The organism is Herminiimonas sp. NPDC097707 (genome assembly GCF_044761395.1).
Taxonomy (GTDB): Bacteria; Pseudomonadota; Gammaproteobacteria; order Burkholderiales; family Burkholderiaceae_D; genus Oxalicibacterium.
This window is the reverse complement of sequence record NZ_JBIWCI010000002.1, coordinates 47,795-73,869: the sequence shown is the minus strand read 5'-3', so window position 1 is coordinate 73,869 and position 26,075 is coordinate 47,795. Positions and strand designations below refer to the sequence as shown.

Sequence of the window (26,075 nt, the reverse complement as noted above, 5' to 3'; positions counted from 1 at the left end):
GCATTCGTCCCATTGGCGGTGCATGATCGCGGCAAGGATACTGAAAGCAACGCGCGCACCTGTCTTCCATCTTAAACAGAACATCTACTCAAAGAGTGATCCCTTGGCCAAACCTAATTTTCAGTATGAAAAGCGTCAAAAAGAGCTGGAAAAGAAAAGAAAAAAAGAAGAGAAGTTGAAGCGCAAGCTCGAAAAAGGAAATTCGCCTGACGACGGCACCGAAGCATCAGAAGCCGATGCGGATGGCGCGGAAGCGAATGACGCCGATCCTGCCGCGACTTAACGCTTTCTGATTTCCGGTTAGTGCACGACTCAGGCCAGTGGTTCATCCGGCATGTCGGATGAAGTCGTGCTGACCAATGTTTTTCCATGCAGGATTATGCGCACCAGCACCAGACCGTGATCTGAAGCGTGCGGCTGTTTGAATGTCATGTGGTCATTCAGGTACATCACTTCCGCCACTTCGCCTATCGCCGCGCGCGATGCCGGATTGAATTCTTCAGAAACCAGTATGTGATCGATCGTCTCATAGATGCCATCGTGCATATGCGTGTAGCCGACGTCGCGCAAGGCATCACGGCGTGACTGGATGCGATAACTTTCAAACAGCCTGTCGTCGATGCCATCCAGCGGATATTTTCCCAGGCCCATCACCATTTGCGTCGGAATTGCGCTGGCGACATCGTTGAAGTCGCCCATGACAATAATCGGCAGGCGTTTTTTCTTGTTTACATTGGACAACAGCGTGCGCAAGCCTAGTGCATCGGTGCCGCGCCGGATCAGCGAGCGCAGCATGGCGATACCGGCTTGATCCGGATGATCGTCGTTGCTATCGTTGCGATAATCCGGCAGCTTGGATTTCAGATGGCAGACAAATACATGCGTCAGCAAGTCGGGTGCAATTTCTATCGTTGCGTGCAGTATCGGTCGCGTGAAACGGCTGACCGGATGATGCACGCCAGGCAGGGTGACGGTTAGATTATTTGGTAATTCCGTGTAAATCACCGCACCGGGGGATACCGGCAGGCGCGATATCAAGGCGACGCTGGGTGTCAGATGATCGGTCAGCGGGTCCGGATCGAAGCCGATCAGTTGTGCATCGCGATAATTCTGTGTTTTGGCCAGCACGTCTTTCAAGGCGGCTTGCGAGAAAATTTCCTGCAGGCCGATGACATCGGCATCGAGTCTATCCAGCTGCTGCGCGATCCAGTTGATTTTTGCGTCGTATTCTTCGCTTGAATACGGAATCTGGTCGTCATAGTATTTCATGCCCGGCAAAGCCAGATTACAGACATTGAAGCTTGCAAAGCGAAGTTCTTGTTGCATAATGTGCTCCAATTTTTAAGATGAGCGTAACACGCATGGCAAAAAAAGAGCATATTTCCGAAACGCCCGCGACCCATTTTTTGCGCCGCAAAGAGATTGCTTTTTCCGAGCATCCTTATGATTATGAAGAGCATGGCGGTACCACGGTTTCCGCGCGCAAGCTGGGTGTCGACGAGCATGCAGTCGTCAAGACTCTGGTCATGCAGGACGAAGCAGCCAAACCCCTGATTGTGCTGATGCATGGCGATCGCAAGGTATCGACCAAGAATCTGGCGCGGCAGATCGGCTGCAAATCGGTGGAACCGTGCAAACCGGAAGTGGCGAACCGGCATTCCGGATTTCTGATTGGCGGCACCTCGCCATTCGGCACGCGCAAGACGATGCCGGTGTATGTCGAGCAGAGTATTCTTGATCTGGAAAAGATATATATAAACGGCGGGCGACGCGGTTATCTGATCGGCATTGCGCCGCAAGTGTTGACTCAGGTATTGTCGGCAACGGCAGTGCAGTGTGCGCTGGAAGAATAAAGAATCAGCTTGTGAGCGCCGTTTTGCAGGCAAGGATATAAAACTGTAAAGCGCGCGGCTAAAACATAATAAAAAAGATAATGAAGGGTTGATATGAATACAGTTCTGAGTACGGTTTTATTTGCCATCGGTGCTTACCTGATCGGCTCGATTTCATTTGCAGTAGTTGTCAGCAAATGTTTTCGCTTGGCCGACCCGCGCAGTTACGGCTCGAAAAATCCGGGTGCAACCAATGTGCTGCGCAGCGGGAATAAAAAGGCGGCGATATTGACGCTGTTGGGCGATGGCGCAAAAGGTTTTGTCGCAGTCTGGCTGGTCAAACACTTCGGGCCGGATTACGGCGTGCAGGAAAGCGGCGTGGCGCTGGTAGCGATTGCGGTTTTCCTCGGTCATCTGTGGCCGGTATTTTTTCGCTTCGTCGGCGGAAAAGGTGTGGCGACTGCCTTGGGCGTATTGCTGGCGCTGAATGGCTGGCTCGGCCTGGCAACCCTGATTACCTGGCTGGTGATCGCGTATGCCTTCCGCTATTCATCTTTTGCCGCATTGATTGCCGCGATTTTTGCGCCGTTCTATTACGCTTTGATGTTTGGGCCAGATGCGATTCTGCTGGCGGTAGTGGCGATGAGCGGTTTGCTGATTTACCGGCACGGCAAGAATATCGGAAATTTGTTGGCGGGCAAGGAAACCAGAATCGGCAGCAAGAAAAAATAGGACTGGTCTCGATTCCTGTTTTCGTATCGTGGCCGGCAAGATTTATCGCCCTTACAGCCTGCAATTCGCTGGTGTCAGCACAACGAAATCGTCATGAAAAATACTGAAGTGCAGGCGCTATTGGATGATCTTCGTTTTTGCAATCCATCGATCTACGAACTCGCGATTGCCATCAGGGCGGCCATCCGCGCAACAGCGCCATCTGCATCGGAAGAGGTGAAGTACGGCGGTTTTCTGTTCACCAACGGGGAGCCATTCTGCGGCGTTTTTGCCTATGCAGGACACGTCTCTGTTGAGTTCAGTCGCGGCTGTGACCTTCACGATGACTTCGGGGTGCTCAAAGGCAAAGGAAAATTCCGGCGGCATATCAAGATTCTTGCGGTGGAAGAAATCCAGACGAAGCACGTAAGTCACTACGTCGCGCAGGCATTTCAAAAAGTGTCATTGTCGCTAGCGTCTGCCTGAGGTGGCCGTGAGCCAGCCAGCATCGAACGTCGTCAGATATCGCTGATGCTATCCAGCGGCCAGCGCGGCTTGACGTTGAAGGCGTAGTCTTTTTTCGCAGCATCAGGATTGATCTGCAAGCGCATCGCGCCGGCGAATGCAATCATCGCGCCGTTGTCGGTGCAAAATTCCAGTTCCGGATAAAACACCTTGAAGTGCTTTTTCGCTGCAGCCGCATTCAGCGATTCGCGCAGTTGGTTATTGGCGCCGACGCCGCCGGCAATCACCAGTCGTTTCAAGCCGGTGTGCTTGAGTGCGGTGAGGCATTTCGCGGTCAGCACTTCAACGATGGCATCGACGAAAGCGCGCGCGATATTTGCCTTGTCTTGTTCGCAGATATTCGTGGTCTGATTTTTCACGACCGTCAGCACGGCGGTTTTCAAACCGGAAAAACTGAAATCCAGATTTTTCGAATGCAGCATGGGGCGCGGTAATTTGTAGGCGGTCGGATCGCCGAACTCGGCCATGCGTGAAATAGCAGGCCCACCCGGATAACCGAGACCCAGCAGTTTGGCGGACTTGTCGAAGGCTTCTCCTGCTGCATCATCCAGCGTTTCTCCCAGCATCGTGTACTGCCCGACGCCATCGACCCGCATTAATTGCGTATGGCCGCCGGAAACCAGCAAGGCGATGAAGGGAAATTCCGGCGGCTCGCTGGCCAGCAAGGGCGACAGCAAATGGCCTTCCAGATGATGGATGCCGAGCACCGGCTTATCCAGTGCCAGACCAAGGCCGCACGCAACTGAGGCGCCGACCAGCAAGGCGCCAGCCAAACCGGGGCCTTGTGTATAAGCGATGGCATCGATCGCATTGTGTGCGACGCCGCTTTCGGCAAACACCTGTTCCAGCAGGGGAATGGCGCGGCGGATGTGATCGCGCGAGGCTAGTTCCGGCACCACACCGCCGTATTCCTCATGCATTTTTACCTGCGAATAAAGCGCGTGCGCCAGCAAGCCGCGCTGTGTGTCGTACAGCGCGAGACCTGTTTCATCACAGGAGGATTCAATACCGAGAACAAGCATAAGGGAAAGAGGTGCGGGAAAAATGCAATTGTTGGTGCGATTCTTGCGTGGATTGTAGCTTATTCTGGTGCAAGACCGCATCACGATGCTTGGTAGATTGCTGCAATGACTAAAACTTTCCAATCCGACATGCGTTCCGATGTTCGCTCATTACGCATAATTGTCGTCAACACCGTCATGCCGCCGGAAGGTGAGCAGGATGAACATGCCTGGATGCAGGCGGAGCGCGCACGCGCACTGCGTATAGGTTTGCTCGAGGCCGGTTACAACATCATTGCGGTTTTTCCGGCCGATATGCATTTGCCGGATCGCGTTGCACAATTGCAGCCGGACATGATCATCATCGATGCCGAATCCGATTCGCGCGATGTGCTGGAGCACGTCGTGATGGCGACACGGGATGCACGGCGGCCTATCGTATTGTTTACAGAAGATCATGCGACCTCCAGCATGGAAGCAGCGATGGCAGCCGGCGTGTCGGCTTATGTGGTGGCGGGTTTGCAGTCTGAACGCATCAAGCCGGTACTGGATGTTGCCCTGGCACGTTTCAATGCCGAGCAAAAATTACGTACCGAGTTATCCGATACAAAACTCAAGCTGGCAGAGCGCAAGACGATAGAGCGCGCCAAGGGTTTGTTGATGGAGCGGCATAAAATTTCCGAAGAAGAGGCTTATTCAAAATTGAGGCGTATGGCGATGGACAAGAATCTGAAATTGTCCGAGCTGGCGCAACGCATATTGGATGTTGCTGATTTGTTGGGTTGATTCTTCGCTTGAAGAGCGCACTTTGTTATTGCACTAAATAAATGCGTCGCACGAAAAAAGAGCAATGGCTGCCTGTTAAGTGCATCTTCTCTTCCCTAAACCATCGAATAAGCGCTGGCACACCAATTGCTAAAGTGAAGCGAGTACCAACGAAGGTGCCATGAATTAAAAACTGTTCGGGCCAATGATGGCCGGGATGGTTCAGGACAAAGACGTCCGTGTCGCAAGAGCCTTGCTCTTGCCGACCGGGCGTCTTTTTTTATTGCGCAAATCCTTGAGGAAAATCATGACAACGAACGACGGAAAATTCAATATGACACGGCGCACAGTCTTGAAAGCAGGCACAGCAATCACGGCATCGGCCTTTGGTGGATTGGCAACGCAAGGTGCATGGGCCGCAGGTTCCGACAAGCCGGAAAAAGAAGAAGTCAAAGTCGGCTTCATTCCTTTGACGGATTGCGCATCGGTTGTCATGGCCTCGGTCATGGGCTTCGATAAAAAATACGGCATCAGGATTATTCCAAGCAAGGAATCGTCATGGGCCGGTGTGCGTGACAAATTGGTCAATGGCGAGCTGGATGCAGCACACGTCTTGTATGGTTTGGTGTACGGCGTGCATGAAGGCATAGGCGGGGCGAAGAAATATATGGCCGTCTTGATGAACCTGAACAACAACGGGCAAGCGATTACGCTGTCCAAAAAACTGGCAGACGGTGGCGCAGTGGACGGGCCTGGTCTTGCTAAATTGATGAAAATGGAAAAACGCGAATACACATTCGCGCAAACCTTTCCTACCGGTACGCATGCAATGTGGCTGTATTACTGGCTCGCGAGCTACGGTATCAATCCGATGAAAGACGCCAAAGTCATCACCGTGCCGCCGCCGCAAATGGTTGCCAATATGCGTGTCGGCAATATGGATGGTTTTTGCGTTGGCGAGCCGTGGAATCATCGCGCGATTGTCGATGGCATCGGCATCACTGCTGCGACCACGCAAGACATCTGGAAAGATCATCCGGAAAAAGTATTGGGCACCACGTCCGACTGGGTTGCAAAAAATCCGAACACCGCGCGCGCTTTGACTGCGGCTGTGCTGGAAGCCGGTCGCTGGATAGATGCATCGTTGTCGAACAAGAACAAGATGGCTGAAACGATTGCCGCCAAGTCCTATGTCAACACTTCAGTGGACGTTATCAACCAAAGGATTCTTGGCCGTTACCAAAACGGTCTGGGTAAAACCTGGGATGACCCTCACTACATGAAGTTTTACAACGAAGGCACGACCAACTTCCCCTACCTGTCGGATGGTATGTGGTTTATGACGCAGCACAAGCGCTGGGGTCTGGCCAAGGGCGAGCCGGATTATATGGGCACGGCAAAATCGATCAATCGCATCGATCTGTACAAGGAAGCCGCCACCATGGCGAATGTCCCGGTGCCGAAAAATGTGATGCGCAGTTCGAAGCTGATCGATGGCGTGGTGTGGGATGGCAAGAATCCAAAAGCTTACGCGGAATCATTCAAGATCAAAGCATAAGGAGTCACCATGAGCGCAATCATGCACGTTGTAGAAAACGCGCCCGTCAGCACGACGGCAGATGCCAGAGGGTCGGAAAGTGTAGCGAAAAGTATCGGCGCGACAGCCGTCGCTGACAAGCCGGCGACAAAGGCCGGTTTGTTTTCATTGCGGCCGTTTTTCATGATAGTGATACCGCTGATTTTTGGCGTGCTGTTTCTCGTACTGGTATGGGAAATCATCTCCGCAAAAAACAGCGGCATCCCGTCGCCGGCGGCAACCTTGCAGTCGGCAATCGTACTTTTTTCCGATCCGTTCTACAGCAATGGCCCGAATGACCAGGGCATAGGCTGGAATATTCTGGCATCGCTGAAACGTGTTGCTGTCGGCTTCGGCCTGGCAGCACTGGTTGGCATTCCATTGGGCTTCATGATCGGACGCTTCAAATTCCTGTCCGGCATGTTCAATCCGATTATCAGTTTGCTGAAGCCAGTGTCGCCGCTGGCATGGTTGCCGATAGGTTTGCTGGTGTTCAAGGCTGCTGATCCGGCGGCGATCTGGTCGATTTTCATTTGCTCAATCTGGCCCATGATCATCAATACCGCCGTCGGTGTGCAACGTGTGCCGCAGGATTACATGAACGTTGCCAAGATATTGAATCTGTCGGAATGGAAAATCGTTACCAAGATTCTGTTCCCATCGGTATTGCCATACATGTTGACGGGCGTACGCCTGGCGATCGGTACAGCATGGCTGGTGATCGTCGCGGCAGAGATGCTGACCGGCGGCGTCGGTATCGGCTTCTGGGTCTGGGATGAATGGAATAACCTGAATGTGGCGCACATCATCATTGCAATCGTGGTCATCGGTATCGTGGGTTTGGTACTGGAACAGATTCTGGTCGGCATTGCCAGGGTCTTTACCTATGAAGATGTAAAAAATTGATTGTGAAACGCTGACCTGTGTCAGATCGTCAAGAACTGCAATGCATAACGAAGCACAAGGAAATCATCATGGATAACATCAACAGCAAGTTCATCGATATTCAACATGCAGAAATGTCCTTCCATACCCGGAAAGGTGTTTTCAATGCGCTGACCGACATCAACCTGACGGTTGCAAAAGGCGAATTCATCACGCTGATCGGACATTCAGGTTGCGGCAAATCGACGTTGCTGAATCTGATTGCCGGTTTGACGGAAGCAACGGGTGGCATGCTCTTGTGCGGAAATCGGGAAATCTCCGGCCCGTCGCCGGAACGCGCAGTCGTGTTTCAAAACCATTCCTTGCTGCCATGGCTGACCTGCTACGAAAACGTGCATCTCGCAGTGGAACGTGTGTTCGGCAAGCTGGAAGACAAAGCCAGCTTGCGCGCACGTACCAGGGCGGCGCTGGCACTGGTGGGCTTGACGCATGCGGAACAAAAACGGCCGAATGAAATTTCCGGTGGCATGAAACAACGTGTCGGTATCGCGCGCGCCTTGTCGATGGAGCCGAAAGTTTTACTGATGGATGAACCGTTCGGTGCGCTCGATGCGTTGACCCGCGCGCACTTGCAGGATGAGCTGCTGAAAATCGTGGCGGCGACCGGTTCAACGGTAGTGATGGTGACGCATGATGTCGATGAAGCGGTACTGCTGTCGGACAAGATCGTGATGCTGACGAATGGCCCATCGGCCACCATAGGCGATGTGCTGGAAGTGAAACTGGCGCGGCCGCGTGAGCGTGTTGCGCTGGCGCAGGATACTCAGTATTCCGGATATCGCACTGCAGTGCTGGAATTTTTATACCATCGCCAGTCGCATCCTGCGGCGAAGGAAGCTGCATGAGGATGCAGTTATATCGTATCCGCTTGTCTGCACAATCGCTGATGAAAAAAGAGAAGGCATTTCGCTTTCTCTTTTTTATTTTTGGCATGACGATTTTTACATGAGCGTTCCTTGAATGCGGCGGCATGGCAAGCCAAATGTTCGGCTGATGTCATTTCAGTGCAAGTGCCGCCCGCAAATGGGCGTGATGGATGTCCGCTTCACTTCTTGATCGACGCTGCACCAAATAAACAGCGTATTGCACTTGTTAAGTGCGGAGTCATTTTCTTCTGGTGCAGAAACAGCTTGTTTCAAGAAGTACGCACAAAAAGAAAAACTGGCATCTGTTTTGCTTATTTGGATATGCGAACAACAAATCTGTGGGATGCAGCGATGAAAAAAATGAAACTGGTTATGGTCGGTAACGGTATGGCAGGCGTGCGCACCTTGGAAGAGTTACGCAAGATTGCACCTGACCTATATGACATCACGGTATTTGGCGCCGAGCCCTATGCCAATTACAACCGTATCCTGTTATCGCCGGTATTGGCCGGCGAGCAAACGATACAGGACATTATGCTGAACGATGTCGACTGGTATGCGGAAAATGACATTACGCTGCATCTGGGCAAAAAAATCGTCAGGATAGATCGCGCCAAGCGTTTGGTGATTGCGGATGACGGTACCACCGCCGAATACGATCGCCTGTTGCTGGCAACCGGTTCCAATCCCTTCATGTTGCCGATTCCGGGCAAGGATCTGGCGGGCGTGATTTCCTATCGCGATATTTACGATACCAACGCGATGATAGAAGCTGCCAGAGTACATACGCACGCAATCGTGATCGGCGGAGGCCTGCTCGGTCTGGAAGCGGCCAACGGTTTGAAACTGCGCGGCATGAATGTGACAGTCGTGCATCTGCCGGAAACGCTGATGGAACGTCAGCTCGATAACGTTGCCGGAAAGATGCTGCAAAAGTCGCTGGAAGATCGCGGCCTCAACTTCCTGCTGGGTAAAAATTCGCAGGAAGTCATAGGCGACGAGAACGGTCGCGTCCAGGCTTTGCGCTTTACCGACGGTACGGAAATCCCGGCACAACTGGTCGTGATGGCAGTCGGTATACGCCCGAACACACAACTCGCTGAAGAAACCGGCCTCTATTGCAATCGCGGCATCGTCGTCAGCGACACGATGCAAACCTATGATCCACGCATTTATTCAGTAGGCGAATGTGTCAATCATCGCGGCACTGCATACGGTCTGGTTGCGCCCTTGTTTGAAATGGCAAAAGTCTGCGCCAATCATCTGGCCAACTACGGTATCGGTCGCTATCAAGGTTCGGTTACCTCGACCAAATTGAAAGTGACCGGCATCGATCTGTTTTCCGCCGGCGAATTCATGGGCGGTGAAGGCACAGAAGAAATCATGCTGTCTGATCCTATCGGCGGCGTGTACAAGAAACTCGTTTTGAAGGAAGACAAGCTCGTTGGCGCCTGTTTGTACGGCGACACCGTAGACGGGAGCTGGTATTTCAATTTGCTGCGCGAAGGCAAGGACATCAGCGAGATACGTGATTCATTGATGTTCGGCGAAGCCAATACCACGCGCCCGGGCGATACCGGCCACGAAGGTTTCAGCAAGGCCGCTGCCATGCCGGACGGTGCAGAAGTATGCGGTTGCAATGGCGTGTGCAAAGGAATGATCGTCAAGGCAATCAAGGAGAAAGGCCTGTTTACGATCGAAGATGTACGCAAGCATACGAAAGCGTCGGCATCCTGTGGTTCATGCACGGGGCTGGTTGAACAAATCATCATGGCCACTGCCGGTGGCGATTATTCGGCATCGAGCAAGGCCAAGTCCATGTGCGGCTGCACCGATCACACCCATCAGGAAGTACGCGATGCGATCAAGGCAGAAAAATTGCTGACTGTTGCTGCCACAATGGCACGAATGAACTGGCGCACGCCGAATGGCTGCACGAGTTGCCGTCCGGCGATCAACTATTACCTGATCTCGACCTGGCCGCATGAAGCCAGGGACGATCCGCAATCGCGTTACATCAATGAACGCGCGCACGCCAATATTCAAAAAGACGGCACCTTCTCGGTGATTCCGCGTATGTGGGGCGGCGAGACCAACTCTTCCGAATTGCGTCGCATCGCCGATGTGGTCGACAAGTTCAAGATCCCGACCGTCAAAGTCACAGGGGGGCAGCGTATCGATTTGCTGGGCGTGAAGAAGGAAGATTTACGCGCAGTCTGGCACGACCTCGGCATGCCATCCGGCCTCGCGTATGCAAAAGGTTTGCGTACGGTGAAGACCTGCGTCGGCTCCGAGTGGTGTCGTTTCGGTACGCAGGATTCGACCAGGATGGGACAGCAGCTGGAACATCAACTCGCGCGCATGTATGCGCCGCACAAGGTCAAGCTGGCCGTATCCGGTTGCCCGCGCAATTGTGCGGAATCCGGGATTAAGGACGTCGGCATCATCGGTGTCGATTCCGGCTGGGAAATCTATGTGGGCGGCAACGGCGGCATCAAGACGGAAGTTGCGGAATTTTTCGTCAAATTGAAAACGCATGAAGAGGTGCTGGAATACGCCGGTGCCTTCCTGCAGTTGTATCGCGAAGAAGGCTGGTATCTGGAACGAACCGTGCATTACCTTGCGCGTGTCGGTCTGGAGCATGCGAAACAGAAAGTGATCGAAGATGCGGAAAACCGCAAGGCCTTGTACGAGCGCTTGCTGTTCTCGCTGGAGGGTGAAGCCGATCCATGGCATGAACCGGAAAAAGCGATGGTCGATACGCGTCAGTTCGAGCCCTTGTCGGTTTAAGACCGAATTGATGCGGATCTGATCCGCATCAATTCAGAAAAACATTACCTCAATAACAGCAATCATTTTTATCAAGGCCATGTATGTCAAAACTATGGAAAGTCATTTGCAAGGTAACGGACATTCCAGTGCTCGGTTCCCGCGTCGTCAATCGCGCAGACCAGCCGAGCGTCGCCATTTTTCGGAATAGCGAAGACAAGGTTTTTGCCTTGCTGGATCGCTGCCCGCACAAGGGAGGGCCTTTGTCGCAAGGCATCGTGTTCGGCGAACGCGTTGCCTGCCCCTTGCATAACTGGAGCATAGGGCTGGACTCCGGCTGCGCTGCTGCGCCGGATGAAGGTTGTACACAAAAATTCAGCGTCAAGGTGGAAGACGGTGAGGTTTATCTGGATGTAGCGGAACTGAGTGCCACGGTGAGCGAGGCCGCCGCTGCATGAGTGACTCACTGCCTTCTGCTGCCCTGCCGGAACTTTCGGTCATTGACGCTGCTGCATCTGCATTTGTATCAGCTACAACCGAAACCAAAGCCACCTGCTGCTATTGCGGCGTGGGTTGCGGTGTCCTGATTCAAAGCGATGGAGAGAAGGTAATCGGCGTGCGTGGCGATCCGGACCATCCGGCCAACTACGGCCGTTTGTGCACCAAGGGCAGCACGCTGCATTTGACCGCGCGTCCGGCACTGCAGCAGCAGTCGCGGGCGCTGTACCCGGAAATGCGGCTGGCACGCACGGATGAACGTGAACGTACGTCGTGGGCAACGACGATGGATTTCATCGTCAATAAATTTGCGGCAACGATACGCGATCATGGTCCGGATAGCGTTGGCTTCTATCTTTCCGGGCAGTTACTGACCGAGGATTACTACGTCTTCAACAAACTGGCGAAAGGGTTGATCGGCACCAACAACGTCGATACCAATTCGCGTTTGTGCATGTCCAGTGCAGTGGCCGGTTACAAACAAACGCTGGGCGCCGATGCGCCGCCGCCTTGCTATGAAGATATCGATCAGGCGGAAGTTATTTTCATTGTGGGCTCGAACACTGCGTACGCGCATCCGATCATCTATCGCCGTATCGAAGATGCACGCAAGGCCAATCCACAACTGAAAGTCATCGTCGCCGACCCACGCCGTACCGACACTGCGCGCGAAGCAGATCTGTTCCTGCCGATCTTGCCTGGTACCGATGTTGCATTGTTCAACGGCATGTTGCATATCTGCTTGTGGGAAGATCTGGTCGATCTCGAATACATAGCAATGCATACCGAAGGTTTTGCTGAGCTGAAGCAGACGGTGCGCGAGTACACGCCACAGTTTGTTGCCGATATCTGCGGCATCAAGGAAGAGGATTTGATGCAGGTTGCGCGCATGTTCGGAAAATCGAAAGCAACGCTGTCCATGTATTGCCAGGGTTTGAATCAATCGTCATCGGGCACGGCGAAAAATGCCGCACTGATCAACCTGCATCTGGCGACGCATCAAATCGGCAAGCCTGGGGCTGGACCGTTTTCATTGACAGGTCAACCGAATGCGATGGGTGGTCGGGAAGTCGGCGGCCTTGCAACCATGTTGTCGGCGCATCGTGATCTGGCGAATCCGCAGCATCGCGCAGAGATTGCAAAATTATGGGGTGTGGCCGATGTTCCGGCAACGCCCGGCAAGAGTGCGGTGGAAATGTTCGAGGCGGTACGCACTGGCGAAATCAAGATCATCTGGATAGTCTGCACCAACCCCGCGCAATCGATGCCGGAACAGGCAATGATTCGAGAAGCATTGCGCAATGCCGAACTGGTGATCGTGCAGGAAGCCTACAAGACGACGGCAAGCTGCGATTACGCCGACGTGTTGTTGCCGGCATCGACCTGGAGTGAGAAGGAGGGCACGGTTACCAATTCCGAGCGTCGCATCACGCGCTTCAAATCCGTGTTGCCGAAGCTGGGCGAAAGCAAACACGATTGGGAAATCGCAGTCGACTTCGCGCGCAAGCTGGAAGGCGCACTCGGTAAAGCATCGTCTATCTTCCCATTTGAAACGACAGAAGAAATCTGGAACGAACATCGCGAATCGACACGCGGTCGGGATCTCGATATCACCGGTTTGAGTTTCAAGCTGCTGGAAGAACAAGGTCCGCAACAATGGCCGTTTCCGGAAGGCGCCATTACCGGCAAGAAGCGCTTGTATGAAGATGGCATATTTCCGACGGCGAGCGGCCGCGCGAAGTTTGTGAATACGGTTTATCAACCGGTTGCCGATCCGGTCACTGCGCGTTTCCCTTTCCACCTGACGACGGGACGTTTGCGCGATCAATGGCATGGCATGAGCCGTACCGGTACCGTTTCACAATTGTTTGCGCATGCATCGGAACCGTCGGTGGTGCTGTCTAAAGTGGATATGGAACGTCGTTTATTGAATGCTGGCGATCTGGTTCATGTCACCAGCAAACGCGGCTCGCAGATTTTTCCTGTTGCGCTGGGCGACGATATGCGCGCCGGCCAGGCTTTCATCGGCATGCATTGGGGCGAGGAATATGTATCCGGTCGTGGCCGCGATGGTGATGGCACTTATGGCGTCAACGCTTTGACGACATCTGCCTTCGATCCCAGCTCCAGGCAGCCGGAGTTGAAGCATGCCGCGGTCAAGATTTTGAAAGCAGAATTCCCTTGGCGTTTTATCGTGTTCGGCTGGATAGACGAAGCCAAGCTGCTCGATTTGCAAACGGCATTGCGGCCTATGATGCGCAAGTTTGCTTATGCGTCGTGCACGCTGTTCGGTCGCGACAAGGTCGGCGTGCTGTTCCGTGGAGCCGACGATTACGCAGCGAATCCTGCGCTGATCGCAGAGATAGAACAAAAATTCAACATCGCCGGTGCGCAAGTATTGCGTTATGACGATACCAAACGTGGCAATTCACGCCGTATTTTGATAGTCGATGGCAAGTTGCAGGCAGTGTCACTCGCTGGCGATATTTCTGCAGAAGGCTGGTTGAAGGAATATCTGGAAAGCGAGCAGCCGGTTGCGGCCTTGGGTCGCCTGTTGTTGATGCCATCGAACAAGGCACCGCAAAACTTTAAGTCGCGTGGTCGTATCATCTGCAACTGCTTCAATGTAGCTGAAACGGAAATCAACGAGTGCTTGATCGGTACGCGCGGTGACGTCGAGGTGAAACTGGCGGGTTTGCAGCAGAAACTGAAGTGCGGCACCAACTGCGGCTCATGCGTTCCGGAATTGAAGAAAATCATTTTCAGTCAACAGATGCCGGCCGAGGTGGCCTAGGTTCCAATGTTGTTGTCATTCTTCACTTTCATTTTTTAGATCGCCTTTTCCGGTTCTGTACTTTCGCATAACCTGGCTTCGGTGTACCCTCAGCGGCATGCAAAACCCTTCCCATACCGAACCATTCGCCACCGCTCGCTTCATCAAGGAAATCGGGCGCGGCGTCAAAGGTGCGCGCAGTTTGTCGCGCGACGATGCCAAACTATTGTATGCAGCCATGCTGGATGGACGCGTATCCGATCTGGAAATGGGCGGCATCATGCTGGCGATGCGCATCAAGGGTGAATCTGTCGATGAGATCGCTGGCTTTGTCGATGCGGCGGAAGCGTCATTCGAGCCTTTAGTTGCACCTGCTAGCGACTACGCACCTATTGTCATCCCGAGTTACAACGGCGCGCGTCAGATGCCGAATTTGCTGCCCTTGCTGGCTTTGTTGCTGGTACGTGAAGGTGCGCCGGTATTTATCCATGGTGTGACCAGCGATCCGGGCCGGGTGACAACGGCGGAAATTTTGAAGGAGCTGGGATATCCGGTTTCGCACAATGCGCAGCAAGTCGCGGAACAGTTTGCGCGGCGTGCGCCGGTATTGATGCCGATTGAAGATCTGGCGCCGCGCATGTCGCGTTTGCTGGCGATGCGCCGCATACTTGGTGTGCGCAACTCCACCCATACGCTGGTCAAGATCATGCAGCCGTTTGCCACCCCGGCCTTGCGCCTGACCTCTTACACACATCCTGAATACCTTGCCATGTTGACCAGCTATTTCACGACAGCTGCGCCGGCTGAGCGTGGGGAAGCATTTTTGATGCGTGGCACCGAAGGCGAAACAGTTGCCAATGCCAAGCGCGCACAACAGATAAGCTGGATGCATGAGGGCGAGTGCACGATCCTGGTGCAAAAACAGGAGCCGGTAGATGAATTACCGCCATTGCCGGCTGAACGCGACGCCGTGACGACGGGCAGATGGATAGAAGCCGCGTTGCGTGGTGAAGAACTTATCCCGACATCCATTCTGGAGCAGGTGGAACAGTGTTTGCTTGTAGCTAAAGATCTACAAAGTAAACATGGTGGTCAAGATGGAGCAGCAAATAGAGCGAAAAGCAGCTAAGGTATTTTTGGTCGGCGCAGGTCCAGGTGATCCGGAGCTGCTGACCATCAAGGCGGTGAAGGCGATCGCCAAGGCGGATGTGATTCTGATCGACGATCTGGTCAATCCCGAAGTATTGCAATATGCGCCGGCAACTGCACGCATCGTCAACGTCGGCAAACGCGGCGGCTGCAAACAAACTCCACAAGAATTCATCGAGCGCCTGATGTTGTCCGAAGCGCAAGCCGGGCAGTGTGTAGTGCGTCTTAAAGGCGGCGACCCGTTTATTTTCGGTCGTGGCGGGGAAGAGCGCGATCATTTGCAGGCTGCAGGAATCGAAGCCGATGTCATCAATGGCATCAGCAGCGGTCTCGCCGCACCGGCATCGATCGGCATTCCACTTACGCATCGTGACTGGAGCCAGGGCGCCATCTTCATTACCGGTCACGGTAAAAATGCCGAGTCCAATCCCGACTGGAATACGCTGGCCAAACTCAATCTGACGCTGGTGATTTATATGGGCGTTGCACGTTGTGCGGAAATCCAGGCAGCCTTGTTGGATGGCGGCAAGGCGGGGAACACACCGGTTGCCGTGATCCAGTCCGCAACCGGCATGGCGCAGGCACAATTGATTACGACCTTGTCCGAATTGCCGCAAGCACTGACAGAATCGGCGATAGGTAGCCCGGCCATCATCGTGATCGGCGATGTTGTGCGCTGTGCGACGGCATGCGTGACACAGCCCGGTGTGCAAATTCTGCGCGATATCGTGTTGCGAAAAATAACAGCATAAGGTTTTGACATGGAATGAAAACAGCCGCGTCCTCCTGGCCGGCTGCGCTTACAATCACGGCTTACTTTTTATCGCTGGTAGTAAGTCATGACAAAACAAGTTGATGTTGCCGTAATCGGCGCTGGTGCCGCAGGCATGATGTGTGCTGCAGTCGCCGGGCAACGTGGCAAAAGCGTGGTGCTGATTGATCACGCGGCCAAGCTCGCCGAAAAAATCCGCATCTCCGGCGGCGGTCGCTGTAATTTCACCAACATCGATGCGACACCGCAAAACTTCCTGTCGCAAAATCCGCATTTCTGCAAAAGTGCGTTGTCGCGCTACACGCCGCAGGATTTTCTCGCGCTGATGAAGCGCTATCGCATCGCTTATCACGAGAAGCACAAGGGGCAGTTGTTCTGCGACGATACGGCCGAAGACGTCATCAATATGCTGAAGGCAGAATGCGCGCTCGGCAATGTTGAGTGGCGTATGCCGTGTAACGTCAAGACGATCACTAAAGAAGGCGAGCTGTTCCGGATTGAAACAGATGCCGGAGATATCCTTGCCGGCAGTCTGGTGATTGCGACCGGCGGTTTGTCGATTCCTAAAATCGGCGCCACCGATTTTGCCTATCGCATAGCCAAACAGTTCGACTTGAAAATGGTCGAGCCGCGTCCTGCACTGGTGCCGCTTACCTTCGATGCCGATAGTTGGCAGCCTTTTGTGGCGCTGGCCGGCATTGCCTTGCCGGTAGAAGTGGAAACCGGCACCAAGAAGGCACGCGGCTATTTCAAGGAAGATTTGCTGTTTACACATCGCGGCCTGTCCGGTCCGGCGATTCTGCAGATTTCCAGCTTTTGGCAACCGGGTACGCCATTGATCATCAATCTGGCGCCGGATACCGACATCGCCGAAGTGCTGATAGAAGGCAAATCCAGCAGTAAGAAAAATCTCGGCAATCAATTGGCGCAATGGCTGCCGTCGCGCCTGGCTGACGAGTGGTTGGTCGTGAATGGCTTTAAAGGCGATGCGCGCGTCGCCGACATGCAGGACAAGCAGCTGCGCCAGTTGGGTGCTTCCATTAACCACTGGAGCATTATCCCCAATGGCTCGGAAGGCTATCGCAAGGCTGAAGTAACGCTGGGCGGCATCGATACGCGTGAGTTATCGCAACAGACGATGATGGTAAACAAGGTGCCGGGCTTGCATTTCATTGGCGAATCCGTTGATGTCACCGGCTGGCTGGGCGGTTATAACTTCCAGTGGGCCTGGGCGTCCGGTGTTGCGGCGGGGCAAGCGATTTGATGTGCGGGCGCCGGCAGCTATTTGCGTGACGCTTTTCTTCAATCTGAATGCAGGCGAATAAAGAGACTTCCATTTGCCGAACAAGACTGCTATACTCTTCGACTCACTACCCAACATTGGTTTACATTTAAATGACCACTATCCGCCTTAAAGAAAACGAGCCGTTCGAAGTCGCTATGCGTCGCTTCAAGCGCACCATTGAAAAAACTGGTTTGCTGACCGATTTGCGCGCGCGCGAGTTTTACGAGAAGCCAACTGCTGAGCGTAAGCGCAAGCTCGCTGCTGCTGTGAAACGCCATTACAAGCGTATCCGTAGCCAGCAATTGCCTAAAAAGCTGTACTAATTCCTGCAAGCTGCGCGCCATTGTGCGTGCAGTTCCAGAAATTGGTTGCAAACCCGCTCCGGTGTTGGTCCGCAGCGGGTTTTGGCGTTTTTAATAATCCCATTATTTACCAGATAGCGGAGTGCGTATGAGCCTGAAAGAACAGATCACTGAAGATATGAAATCGGCAATGCGCGCCAAGGAAGCAGGCAAGCTCGGTACGATTCGTCTGATTACCTCTGCGATCAAGCAAAAAGAGGTCGATGAGCGCATTGAGCTGAGCGATACGCAAGTGCTGGCAATCATTGAAAAAATGATCAAGCAGCGCAAGGATTCGATTTCGCAATTCCAGGCTGGCGGACGTCAGGATCTGGTCGATATTGAAGAGGCTGAACTTGCTGTCTTGACGACTTATATGCCTAGCGCATTGTCCGATGCTGAAGTGCAGGGCGAGGTTGCCGCTGCCGTGGCCGCATCCGGTGCCGCTGGCCCGCAGGATATGGGCAAAGTCATGGCAATCTTGAAGGCGAAGCTCGCCGGCCGTGCCGATATGACGGCTGTATCCGGCCTGGTTAAAGCTGCATTGACCAAAGGCTAAGTGCCTTTTTGTCGCCCATATTCAAACTCGCGATTAACTTGATACCGACGTGATTCCACAGTCGTTTATCCAGGATCTGCTCAACCGCGTCGATATCGTCGATGTGGTGGGCCGTTACGTGCAGTTGAAGAAGGGCGGCGCCAATTTCATGGGCTTGTGCCCGTTTCACAACGAAAAATCCCCCAGCTTTACGGTTAGTCCGACCAAGCAGTTTTATCACTGCTTTGGCTGCGGTGCGCATGGCACGGCGATCGGATTTTTGATCGAATATTCCGGCATGGGCTTCGTTGAAGCGGTCAAGGATCTGGCGCAAAACGTTGGCATGATCGTGCCGGAAGCCGAAGACCGTTTGCCGCCTGCACAACGTGCCGAGCAGCAGGCGAAGAGCATGGCATTGTCGGAAGCGATGAATCGCGCATGCGATTTTTATCGCCAGCAATTGCGGCATGCCGAAGGGGCAAAAAATTATTTGATTGGGCGTGGCCTGACGGGTGAAGTCGCCGCGCGTTACGGCATGGGCTATGCGCCTGACGGCTGGGACGGTTTGCGTGCAGTATTCCCCGATTACGAGCTGGATGCGCTGGTCGAATGCGGTCTGGTGATCGACAAGGCTGAAGAAGAAGGCGCGGATCATCGCCAGCGCAAACGCTACGACCGATTCCGTGATCGCATCATGTTCCCGATCCGTAATTCCAAGGGCCAGGTTATCGGTTTTGGTGGCCGCGTGATGGGCGACGGTGAGCCCAAATACTTGAATTCGCCGGAAACGCCCTTATTTCAGAAGGGTAGCGAACTGTATGGCTTGTTTGAAGCGCGGCAGGCGATACGCGAGGCCGGTTACGCTTTGGTAACAGAAGGTTATATGGATGTGGTCGCGCTGGCGCAACTTGGTTTTCCGCAAGCGGTGGCCACGCTGGGAACCGCCTGTACATCGATACACGTGCAAAAGCTGCTGCGCCAAACCGATCAGGTAATTTTCAGTTTCGATGGCGACAAAGCTGGCCGACGTGCAGCGAGACGCGCGCTGGAAGCCAGTTTGCCGTATGCAGGTGACAACAAGGTAATCAAATTCCTGTTCTTGCCTAGCGAGCATGACCCGGATAGTTATATCCGTGCAATGGGTACAGAGTCGTTCGAAAAGCAGGTGCAGGATGCAATGCCCTTGTCGCAATTCCTGTTGAAGGAAGCAGTAGGCGATAACGATCTCGGCACGCCGGAAGGCAGGGCGCGCACGCAATTCGATGCCAAACCCTTGTTGCAGGCATTGCCGCCATCGTCATTGCGTTTGCAGATCGTGCGTGGCCTGGCGCAGATTACGGAAAGTACGCCGGCAGAAATCGAAGCCCTGTTTGAATTGGTGCAACCGATTTCACGCGTGCGTGCGGCCCCGCCCAAAGGCAAGCGTACGGCGCCGGTCGGACTGGAACGCCAGATCATGCGTCTGTTGGTGGCGCACCCGGTTCTGGCAGCGGAACTCGATCAGGCCGCGCTGGATGTGGCGGCGCACTTTGCACCCGAGAGAGCCGATATGCTGGTGCAACTGGTAACGATGAGTCGCGAAATGGGTGTGCATGCGAATTTTGCAACGCTGGCTGAATTGTTGCGTTCTACCGGTTCGGATTTCGATACTCTGATTGCGGAGATCGCGGCAGAATCCGAATCGGATGTCGATGCCGCCCGCCTGGAGCTGGCCGGTGCGATCCGGCAGACCAAAATGAAGATGCTGGCGACTGAAATGGAAACGCTGATCGCCAGCGGTTTGAGCGGCGAGCAGGCGCAGGCGCGCTATCGCGAATTGACCTTGCAGCAGGAGCAATTACGACGCCAGGCGCAGGCAGAAATGGCGCAAAGGGGCTGATTTTGCTCTTGTGTGGGGAGGGAGTGCTCCCCCATATGCTATAATTAAAGGCTTTCGATTCAACGCCTTAGAGTTGTAGGTAATGTAGTGATCGAAAAGAAAATCAATTAACTTGCGCGGGCGGAAGCCGGAAGTGAATGCGCACATCTGCTCATTGAGCGCGGCTTCAGCTGCGTTTCAGAGCATAACCCAGTTGGTAGTTGATCCAATGGCGAATGCAATGAAGAAACCCGCGAAAAATCAGATACTTGCTGCGAGCAAAGCCAAAACGGCTGCGGCGAAATCGACTAAACCTGTGGCAAAAAAAGTGGCCAGTCAGTCTGCTGGCAAAGCTGTATCGTCCTCCAATGTAAAGGCAGTAAAGTCGCCAACCAAGGCACCAACGAAAACCGCTACTCCGGTAGCGAAATCTGCGGCGGCCAAACCTTCATCCAAAGTTGCTGCAAAGCCGGTATCAGTGCAATCGAAAGCCCCTGTGACAAATAAGAAATCTGAAGTGAAGTCCACTAGCAAATCAGCTAAAGTCGAACCAAAAGTCGAGTCGCGTCCTGGCATCAATGTCATGATCACACCGACCGTCAGTCAAACTACTGATGCGGCCACACTAGCTGCAATTGATACGTCCGGCTATATCCTGCCGTCGATCAAGGTACCTGGTCGTCGCGGTCGCAAGCCAAAAGAATTCCAGCCTGAGAACGACGAAGTTGCAGCATTGAATGCCGTCGAACGCGCAGAATTGAAAGCTGTCGACAAGGCCAAGGCCAAAGACCGCAAAGCCAAAGAAAAAGCATTGCTGAAAGATGCGTTCTCGAACGACACCGAAGCCAGCGAAGAAGAACTCGAAGCGCGCCGTCAAAAGCTGAAAACGCTGATCAAGTTCGGCAAGGAACGCGGCTTCCTCACGTACGCAGAAATCAACGATCATCTGCCGGAAAACATCATCGATCCGGAAGCGATCGAAGGCATCATCGGTACCTTCAATGACATGGGTATCGCCGTCTACGAACAGGCACCGGATGCCGAGACATTGCTGTTGTCCGACAACGTGGCAACGGTTGCCAGTGACGATGAGGCTGAAGCTGCGGCTGAAGCTGCACTGTCTACCGTCGATTCCGATTTCGGTCGCACCACCGATCCGGTCCGCATGTACATGCGTGAAATGGGTTCGGTTGAGCTGCTGACACGCGAAGGCGAAATCGATATTGCGAAGCGTATCGAAGACGGCTTGTGCGACATGATCCAGGCCATCTCGGCGTGTCCGACCACGATTGCTGAAATCATGGCTGCCGCCGAACGCATTTCCAAAGATGAAGCCAAGATTGACGAAATCGTTGACGGCTTGGTCGATATGAATGCATCCGAGCCGGTCATTGCACCGCCTGCACCTGCTGCCGCTTCCGATGAGGAAGAAGAGGAAGAGGAAGAGCAAGAGGAAGAAGCAGAGGAAGAAGAAACGCCAGCAGCTTCGGGTGCGGCCGGCTTCTCCTCCGAGCAACTGGAACAACTGAAGCGTGATTCGCTCGCCAAGTTCTCCACGATCGCCATGCAATTCGACAAGATGCGCAAGGCTTTCGAGAAGGAAGGCTACAACTCCAAGCCTTACGTGAAGGCGCAGGAAATTATTTCCAACGAGTTGCTGGGCATACGCTTTACCGCAAAAGTTGTTGAAAAACTGTGCGATACCTTGCGTGGCCAGGTAGATGAAGTGCGCCAAATCGAAAAACAGATTCTCGACATTACCGTGAATCGTTGTGAAATGCCTCGCAATCATTTCATCAAGGTTTTTCCAGGCAATGAAACCAATCTGGACTGGGTTGATGGCGAGGTCGAAGGCAATCATCCGTACAGCGTCGTACTTGCGCGTAACGTGCCGGCCGTCAAAGAGCTGCAGCAAAAACTAATCGATTTGCAGGCACGAGTCGTATTGCCATTGCCAGACTTGCGTGCGATTAACCGCAAGATGGCTGCCGGTGAAATGAAGGCACGCAAAGCAAAACGCGAAATGACCGAGGCTAACTTGCGTCTGGTGATTTCGATCGCAAAAAAATACACCAACCGCGGTTTGCAATTCCTGGATTTGATCCAGGAAGGCAATATCGGTTTGATGAAGGCAGTCGACAAGTTTGAATATCGTCGCGGCTTTAAATTCTCGACCTACGCAACATGGTGGATTCGTCAGGCTATTACCCGCTCGATCGCCGATCAGGCGCGCACGATTCGTATTCCTGTGCACATGATCGAAACGATCAACAAGATGAACCGTATCTCGCGTCAGATTTTGCAGGAAACTGGTGCGGAACCGGATCCGGCAACCTTGGCGATCAAGATGGAAATGCCGGAAGACAAAATCCGCAAGATCATGAAGATCGCGAAAGAACCGATTTCGATGGAAACACCGATCGGCGACGACGACGATTCGCATCTGGGCGATTTCATCGAAGACAACAACACATTGGCGCCGGCCGATGCAGCGTTGCACGCTTCGATGCGCGGCGTGGTCAAGGATGTACTCGATTCCCTGACGCCACGCGAAGCCAAGGTCTTGCGCATGCGTTTCGGTATTGAAATGTCGACGGACCACACGCTGGAAGAAGTTGGTAAGCAGTTCGACGTAACACGCGAACGCATCCGCCAAATTGAAGCAAAAGCGTTGCGGAAATTGCGTCATCCTTCACGTTCGGATAAACTGAAAAGCTTCCTGGAAGGTAATTAATTTCTGATCAGGTTACGGGCCTCTAGCTCATGCTTGGTTAGAGCAGCGGACTCATAATCCGTTGGTGCCGTGTTCGACTCACGGGAGGCCCACCATTAAAATCAAGGGGTTACGAGAAATCGTAGCCCCTTTGTCATTTCCGGACGTGACAGATGTCCGCTTTCCCCGACTTTCAGCCTCCGTGATTTCTATGGGAATGTTTATTCAGGGTATTTTTTTGACGAATCGGGTTAATATCATCCACTCGATGAAGCCGTCGAAATAGGCAAACCTGCAACGTCAATTAATCAGCCAGCATCAATTGAATGACCGGACAACAATAACGCGAGCACGCATATGTTGAAACAAATCAATGTGGAACAGCTCCGTATTGGCATGTTTATTCAAAAATTCTGCAGCACCTGGGATGAATCGCCGTTTTGGCGGACCTCACTATTGCTCGACAATCTCAAGGATTTGTACGCGATTCAAGCCAGTGATGTGGCCGAAGTGTGGATCGATACTTCCAAAGGGCTGGATGTCGAGAAACCTGTCGTTGAAAATGAAGTCGCGACACAAAAAATTGCACCACCCCCAACAATAGTGCCGCGTCGCGCATTCTTCGACGACGAGATGACACGCGCCAAAAAAATATGCGCTGATGGCAAGATCGCTGTCACCACCATGTTTCAGGAAGCCAGGATGGGCAATGCCTTGAACACGGCGCAGGCACATACGCTGGTAGAAGAAATTTCCTCTTCCGTCATGCGCAATCCCGATGCCCTCATCAGTCTGGCTCGTCTAAAAAACAAGGACGATTACACTTACATGCATTCAGTCGCGGTGTGCGCGCTGATGATTGCACTCGCCAGAAAAATGAAACTGGACGACAGGAAAATCCGGGATGCAGGGTTGGCGGGACTGTTGCACGATGTAGGGAAAATGATGGTTTCGCAGTCGATACTGGATAAACCGGGCCAGTTGACGGACGAGGAGTTCGTCGCAGTCAAGGAGCATCCGGTCGAAGGTCACAAAATTTTGTCAGTGTCACCTGATGTGAGCGAAGCGGCTCTCGATGTATGTTTGCATCATCACGAACGCTTTGATGGCACTGGTTATCCGCATCGTCTGGCAGGTGAAGACATCAGCCTGTTCGCACGCATGGGCGCTGTCTGCGATGTGTACGACGCCATCACATCGAACCGCGCCTATAAAGCCGGTTGGGAACCGTCAGAGTCCTTGCGGCGTATGGCAGAGTGGAAAGGCCATTTTGATCCTGCTGTTTTCCAGGCATTTGTGAAATGCATAGGTATTTATCCTACCGGCGCACTGGTCAAATTAAAGACAGGGCGTATAGGCGTAGTGGTAGAGCAGTCCGAAAATTCCTTGCTAACTCCCAAAGTCAAAGTTTTCTTTTCGGTCAAATCGAATGCATACATTCCACCCGAGCTCGTCGATCTGGCGAAACTGGAGGGGTACGACAGGATCATCGGCCTGGAAGATGCACAAAAACTGGGACTCAAGAATGTTCATGTGATCTGGGAAGGGGCGGCATAGCTTTAAAATCGCTCGTGTTTTTTACGATCGTATTGAGCTGGCCAGACTATGCGCCTTTATCCATCGGCCATGGCGGCATATGAGGTGTGATGACATACTGCGAGCAGTCGTCCGCAGCCAAGGCCGGGGTTCTGTTACAAGGGAAAAGGGCTTGCGTTTGTGACGCAAGCCCTTTTCTTTGTGCACAGCCATTGTTCAATCCAATACATTGAATTGAACGTCCGTTTATAACGTCAGCTGCCTAACTCAAAACTCATCAAATCCGTTCGCGGTGATACCCGTCGGGTACTCCTTCCTTGGATAGCACCCATTGCCACAACTGAATATCGCGTGCGCGGAAGGCGCCGGCGCAGGACAACAGGTAATAGCGCCACATGCGATAAAAGCGTGTGCCTAATTGATTTTCAAAACGCGGCCATGCCGCATCGAAATTCCTGAACCAGGCCATCAGCGTCTTGTCGTAATCGGCACCGAAGTTGTGCATGTCTTCAATGATAAATAAATTGTCTGCCGCGTCGCCGATTTGACCTGCCGACGGCAGGTCGCCGTTGGGGAAAATGTATTTATCTATCCATGGATCGGGTGCGGATTTGCGCATGTTCTTGCCTATGGTGTGCAGCAGAAACACACCGTTCTTTTTCAGGCATTGATGCGCGACTTTCATGTAGGTCCGGTAATTCTTTCGGCCTACATGTTCAAACATGCCAATGCTGGCGATCGCATCGAACTCTTCATTCAGTTCACGGTAATCCTGCAGGCGGAATTCCAGCGGCAGATGCGCATAGCGTTGCTGCGCCCATGCAACCTGTTCCTTTGAAATACTCACGCCTACGCATTCCACGCCATAGTTTTCAGCAGCGTACGCCATGAAGCTGCCCCAGCCACAACCGATATCCAGTACACGCATGCCGGGTTTGAGTCGCAGTTTGCGGCAGACCATGTCCAATTTGGCTTGCTGCGCCTGTTCCAGACTGGTGGCATTTTCCCAGTAGCCGCAGGTATAGGTCATGCGGGCATCGAGCATTGCGGCATAAAAATCATTGCCCAGGTCATAGTGCACTTCGCCTACCTGTCTGGCGCGTTTCATGTCTTGCCGGTTCAGCAATTTTGCAGATAGCGCATGCCCCAGCAGGCGTAAGGGTTGAATCTGATCGGTCAGTCTGGTGCCTAAAAGACGCGCAAAAAATTCATCCAATTCTTCTGCATCCCATGCGCCATCCATATATGCTTCACCTAATCCCAGGTTGCCCTGGGAAAACGCGCGCTCTGGAACGCCGGCTGATTTGAGTTGCATGTCCCACGGACTGGAGCCGTTGATCTGGATGGACGCCTTGCCAAGGAGCTCTACCGTTGCACGATGCAGGCGAGAATTCTTGGGAGTGAACGACGTTGTACCCCGGGGTAAGAATTGAGCGGACATTCAGGAAACTCCTTTCGATTTGAGGACCAAAGGTTTGTTGTGTAAATACGCTTGTTTTTTTGTAATGCATGCGCCGAGCAGATTATTCGATCGCGTGGATCTCTTGGCGTTAAAATATGCACAGATTATGCATATTTATGGCGTCATGTAAAAATGAAATTTCCCCACATTTATTATCAGG

The 26,075-nt window shown here is 53.2% G+C and carries 23 protein-coding genes and 1 tRNA gene; 20 read left to right on the top strand and 4 right to left on the bottom strand.

The window, feature by feature from the left end:
• Positions 1 to 103: 103 nt before the first annotated feature.
• The gene (locus tag ACIQW9_RS13800; protein WP_402338205.1) at positions 104 to 283 is read left to right on the top strand and encodes a hypothetical protein; all 180 of its coding nucleotides are present in this window, start codon (positions 104 to 106) and stop codon (positions 281 to 283) included.
• A gap of 29 nt (positions 284 to 312) precedes the next feature.
• Here the strand turns inward: ACIQW9_RS13800 and ACIQW9_RS13795 are convergent, their stop codons facing one another.
• Complete coding sequence (locus tag ACIQW9_RS13795) at positions 313 to 1,326, bottom strand: endonuclease/exonuclease/phosphatase family protein (protein WP_402338203.1); 1,014 nt, start codon at positions 1,324 to 1,326, stop codon at positions 313 to 315.
• Positions 1,327 to 1,361: 35 nt separating this feature from the next.
• Here ACIQW9_RS13795 and ybaK point away from each other — a divergent pair, with 35 nt between their 5' ends.
• From ybaK to ACIQW9_RS13780, 3 genes are all read left to right on the top strand, one after another.
• Positions 1,362 to 1,853, top strand: a complete 492-nt coding sequence (ybaK, locus tag ACIQW9_RS13790) for a Cys-tRNA(Pro) deacylase (protein ID WP_402338617.1) — start codon at positions 1,362 to 1,364, stop codon at positions 1,851 to 1,853.
• A 105-nt stretch (positions 1,854 to 1,958) separates the two neighbouring features.
• Positions 1,959 to 2,564, top strand: coding sequence for a glycerol-3-phosphate 1-O-acyltransferase PlsY (plsY, locus tag ACIQW9_RS13785; RefSeq protein ID WP_402338615.1), 606 nt, complete (start codon positions 1,959 to 1,961; stop codon positions 2,562 to 2,564).
• Positions 2,565 to 2,657: 93 nt separating this feature from the next.
• Entirely contained in the window at positions 2,658 to 3,029 is a 372-nt protein-coding gene (locus ACIQW9_RS13780; RefSeq protein ID WP_402338200.1) for a DUF1801 domain-containing protein, read from the top strand.
• Positions 3,030 to 3,061: 32 nt separating this feature from the next.
• On the opposite strand, the gene tsaD is transcribed toward ACIQW9_RS13780, so the two are convergent.
• Positions 3,062 to 4,090: a tRNA (adenosine(37)-N6)-threonylcarbamoyltransferase complex transferase subunit TsaD gene (gene tsaD, locus ACIQW9_RS13775; protein ID WP_402338197.1), complete on the bottom strand. Its 1,029-nt coding sequence runs from the start codon at positions 4,088 to 4,090 to the stop codon at positions 3,062 to 3,064.
• Positions 4,091 to 4,219: 129 nt separating this feature from the next.
• Between tsaD and ACIQW9_RS13770 the strand changes: the two genes are divergently transcribed.
• From ACIQW9_RS13770 to dnaG, 13 genes are all read left to right on the top strand, one after another.
• A complete protein-coding gene (locus tag ACIQW9_RS13770) occupies positions 4,220 to 4,855 on the top strand; it encodes an ANTAR domain-containing response regulator (protein ID WP_402338613.1) in 636 nt (211 codons plus the stop codon).
• Between the two features lie 286 nt (positions 4,856 to 5,141).
• Positions 5,142 to 6,392: a CmpA/NrtA family ABC transporter substrate-binding protein gene (locus tag ACIQW9_RS13765; protein ID WP_402338195.1), complete on the top strand. Its 1,251-nt coding sequence runs from the start codon at positions 5,142 to 5,144 to the stop codon at positions 6,390 to 6,392.
• A gap of 9 nt (positions 6,393 to 6,401) precedes the next feature.
• Positions 6,402 to 7,316: a nitrate ABC transporter permease gene (ntrB, locus tag ACIQW9_RS13760; protein WP_402338192.1), complete on the top strand. Its 915-nt coding sequence runs from the start codon at positions 6,402 to 6,404 to the stop codon at positions 7,314 to 7,316.
• 68 nt (positions 7,317 to 7,384) lie between these two features.
• Positions 7,385 to 8,200, top strand: a complete 816-nt coding sequence (locus ACIQW9_RS13755) for an ABC transporter ATP-binding protein (protein WP_402338189.1) — start codon at positions 7,385 to 7,387, stop codon at positions 8,198 to 8,200.
• A 372-nt stretch (positions 8,201 to 8,572) separates the two neighbouring features.
• Positions 8,573 to 11,011: a nitrite reductase large subunit NirB gene (nirB, locus tag ACIQW9_RS13750; RefSeq protein WP_402338186.1), complete on the top strand. Its 2,439-nt coding sequence runs from the start codon at positions 8,573 to 8,575 to the stop codon at positions 11,009 to 11,011.
• Positions 11,012 to 11,094: 83 nt separating this feature from the next.
• On the top strand, positions 11,095 to 11,448 hold the full coding sequence (gene nirD, locus ACIQW9_RS13745; RefSeq protein WP_402338183.1) for a nitrite reductase small subunit NirD: 354 nt from the start codon (positions 11,095 to 11,097) through the stop codon (positions 11,446 to 11,448).
• Complete coding sequence (locus tag ACIQW9_RS13740) at positions 11,445 to 14,282, top strand: molybdopterin-dependent oxidoreductase (RefSeq protein ID WP_402338180.1); 2,838 nt, start codon at positions 11,445 to 11,447, stop codon at positions 14,280 to 14,282. Before nirD ends, ACIQW9_RS13740 begins: the two co-directional genes overlap by 4 nt.
• A gap of 97 nt (positions 14,283 to 14,379) precedes the next feature.
• On the top strand, positions 14,380 to 15,390 hold the full coding sequence (gene ybiB, locus ACIQW9_RS13735) for a DNA-binding protein YbiB (protein ID WP_402338178.1): 1,011 nt from the start codon (positions 14,380 to 14,382) through the stop codon (positions 15,388 to 15,390).
• Complete coding sequence (gene cobA, locus ACIQW9_RS13730) at positions 15,359 to 16,162, top strand: uroporphyrinogen-III C-methyltransferase (RefSeq protein ID WP_402338175.1); 804 nt, start codon at positions 15,359 to 15,361, stop codon at positions 16,160 to 16,162. The genes ybiB and cobA overlap by 32 nt, the downstream gene beginning before the upstream one ends.
• An 87-nt stretch (positions 16,163 to 16,249) precedes the next feature.
• On the top strand, positions 16,250 to 17,446 hold the full coding sequence (locus tag ACIQW9_RS13725) for an NAD(P)/FAD-dependent oxidoreductase (protein WP_402338172.1): 1,197 nt from the start codon (positions 16,250 to 16,252) through the stop codon (positions 17,444 to 17,446).
• Between the two features lie 131 nt (positions 17,447 to 17,577).
• On the top strand, positions 17,578 to 17,790 hold the full coding sequence (gene rpsU, locus ACIQW9_RS13720; RefSeq protein ID WP_011870001.1) for a 30S ribosomal protein S21: 213 nt from the start codon (positions 17,578 to 17,580) through the stop codon (positions 17,788 to 17,790).
• A 127-nt stretch (positions 17,791 to 17,917) separates the two neighbouring features.
• A complete protein-coding gene (locus tag ACIQW9_RS13715; protein ID WP_402338169.1) occupies positions 17,918 to 18,367 on the top strand; it encodes a GatB/YqeY domain-containing protein in 450 nt (149 codons plus the stop codon).
• Between the two features lie 49 nt (positions 18,368 to 18,416).
• Positions 18,417 to 20,225 carry a DNA primase gene (gene dnaG / locus ACIQW9_RS13710; protein WP_402338166.1) on the top strand — a complete coding sequence of 603 codons (1,809 nt, stop codon included), beginning with the start codon at positions 18,417 to 18,419 and terminating at the stop codon, positions 20,223 to 20,225.
• Positions 20,226 to 20,540: 315 nt separating this feature from the next.
• On the opposite strand, the gene ACIQW9_RS13705 is transcribed toward dnaG, so the two are convergent.
• Entirely contained in the window at positions 20,541 to 20,789 is a 249-nt protein-coding gene (locus ACIQW9_RS13705) for a hypothetical protein (RefSeq protein ID WP_402338631.1), read from the bottom strand.
• Here ACIQW9_RS13705 and rpoD point away from each other — a divergent pair.
• The 3 genes from rpoD to ACIQW9_RS13690 all read left to right on the top strand — a co-directional run bounded on the left by rpoD (position 20,701) and on the right by ACIQW9_RS13690 (position 24,474).
• Complete coding sequence (gene rpoD, locus ACIQW9_RS13700) at positions 20,701 to 22,938, top strand: RNA polymerase sigma factor RpoD (RefSeq protein WP_402338611.1); 2,238 nt, start codon at positions 20,701 to 20,703, stop codon at positions 22,936 to 22,938. The two genes, ACIQW9_RS13705 and rpoD, sit on opposite strands and share 89 nt — an antisense overlap.
• A gap of 16 nt (positions 22,939 to 22,954) precedes the next feature.
• Positions 22,955 to 23,033: transfer RNA gene (locus ACIQW9_RS13695), tRNA-Ile, on the top strand.
• A 241-nt stretch (positions 23,034 to 23,274) separates the two neighbouring features.
• Positions 23,275 to 24,474: an HD-GYP domain-containing protein gene (locus ACIQW9_RS13690; protein ID WP_402338163.1), complete on the top strand. Its 1,200-nt coding sequence runs from the start codon at positions 23,275 to 23,277 to the stop codon at positions 24,472 to 24,474.
• A gap of 256 nt (positions 24,475 to 24,730) precedes the next feature.
• Here ACIQW9_RS13690 and cfa read toward each other — a convergent pair whose 3' ends face one another.
• Entirely contained in the window at positions 24,731 to 25,894 is a 1,164-nt protein-coding gene (gene cfa / locus ACIQW9_RS13685; RefSeq protein ID WP_402338160.1) for a cyclopropane fatty acyl phospholipid synthase, read from the bottom strand.
• Between the last annotated feature and the right edge of the window lie 181 nt (positions 25,895 to 26,075).

Coding starts and splice junctions, on each gene's coding strand:
- ACIQW9_RS13795 (WP_402338203.1), bottom strand. CDS start 1,326: ATGCAACAAGAACTTCGCTTTGCAAGCTTCAATGTCTGTAATCTGGCT.
- ybaK (WP_402338617.1), top strand. CDS start 1,362: ATGGCAAAAAAAGAGCATATTTCCGAAACGCCCGCGACCCATTTTTTG.
- ACIQW9_RS13780 (WP_402338200.1), top strand. CDS start 2,658: ATGAAAAATACTGAAGTGCAGGCGCTATTGGATGATCTTCGTTTTTGC.
- tsaD (WP_402338197.1), bottom strand. CDS start 4,090: ATGCTTGTTCTCGGTATTGAATCCTCCTGTGATGAAACAGGTCTCGCG.
- ACIQW9_RS13770 (WP_402338613.1), top strand. CDS start 4,220: ATGCGTTCCGATGTTCGCTCATTACGCATAATTGTCGTCAACACCGTC.
- ACIQW9_RS13765 (WP_402338195.1), top strand. CDS start 5,142: ATGACAACGAACGACGGAAAATTCAATATGACACGGCGCACAGTCTTG.
- ntrB (WP_402338192.1), top strand. CDS start 6,402: ATGAGCGCAATCATGCACGTTGTAGAAAACGCGCCCGTCAGCACGACG.
- ACIQW9_RS13755 (WP_402338189.1), top strand. CDS start 7,385: ATGGATAACATCAACAGCAAGTTCATCGATATTCAACATGCAGAAATG.
- nirB (WP_402338186.1), top strand. CDS start 8,573: ATGAAAAAAATGAAACTGGTTATGGTCGGTAACGGTATGGCAGGCGTG.
- nirD (WP_402338183.1), top strand. CDS start 11,095: ATGTCAAAACTATGGAAAGTCATTTGCAAGGTAACGGACATTCCAGTG.
- ACIQW9_RS13740 (WP_402338180.1), top strand. CDS start 11,445: ATGAGTGACTCACTGCCTTCTGCTGCCCTGCCGGAACTTTCGGTCATT.
- ybiB (WP_402338178.1), top strand. CDS start 14,380: ATGCAAAACCCTTCCCATACCGAACCATTCGCCACCGCTCGCTTCATC.
- cobA (WP_402338175.1), top strand. CDS start 15,359: ATGGAGCAGCAAATAGAGCGAAAAGCAGCTAAGGTATTTTTGGTCGGC.
- ACIQW9_RS13725 (WP_402338172.1), top strand. CDS start 16,250: ATGACAAAACAAGTTGATGTTGCCGTAATCGGCGCTGGTGCCGCAGGC.
- rpsU (WP_011870001.1), top strand. CDS start 17,578: ATGACCACTATCCGCCTTAAAGAAAACGAGCCGTTCGAAGTCGCTATG.
- ACIQW9_RS13715 (WP_402338169.1), top strand. CDS start 17,918: ATGAGCCTGAAAGAACAGATCACTGAAGATATGAAATCGGCAATGCGC.
- ACIQW9_RS13705 (WP_402338631.1), bottom strand. CDS start 20,789: ATGACATTGATGCCAGGACGCGACTCGACTTTTGGTTCGACTTTAGCT.
- ACIQW9_RS13690 (WP_402338163.1), top strand. CDS start 23,275: ATGTTGAAACAAATCAATGTGGAACAGCTCCGTATTGGCATGTTTATT.
- cfa (WP_402338160.1), bottom strand. CDS start 25,894: ATGTCCGCTCAATTCTTACCCCGGGGTACAACGTCGTTCACTCCCAAG.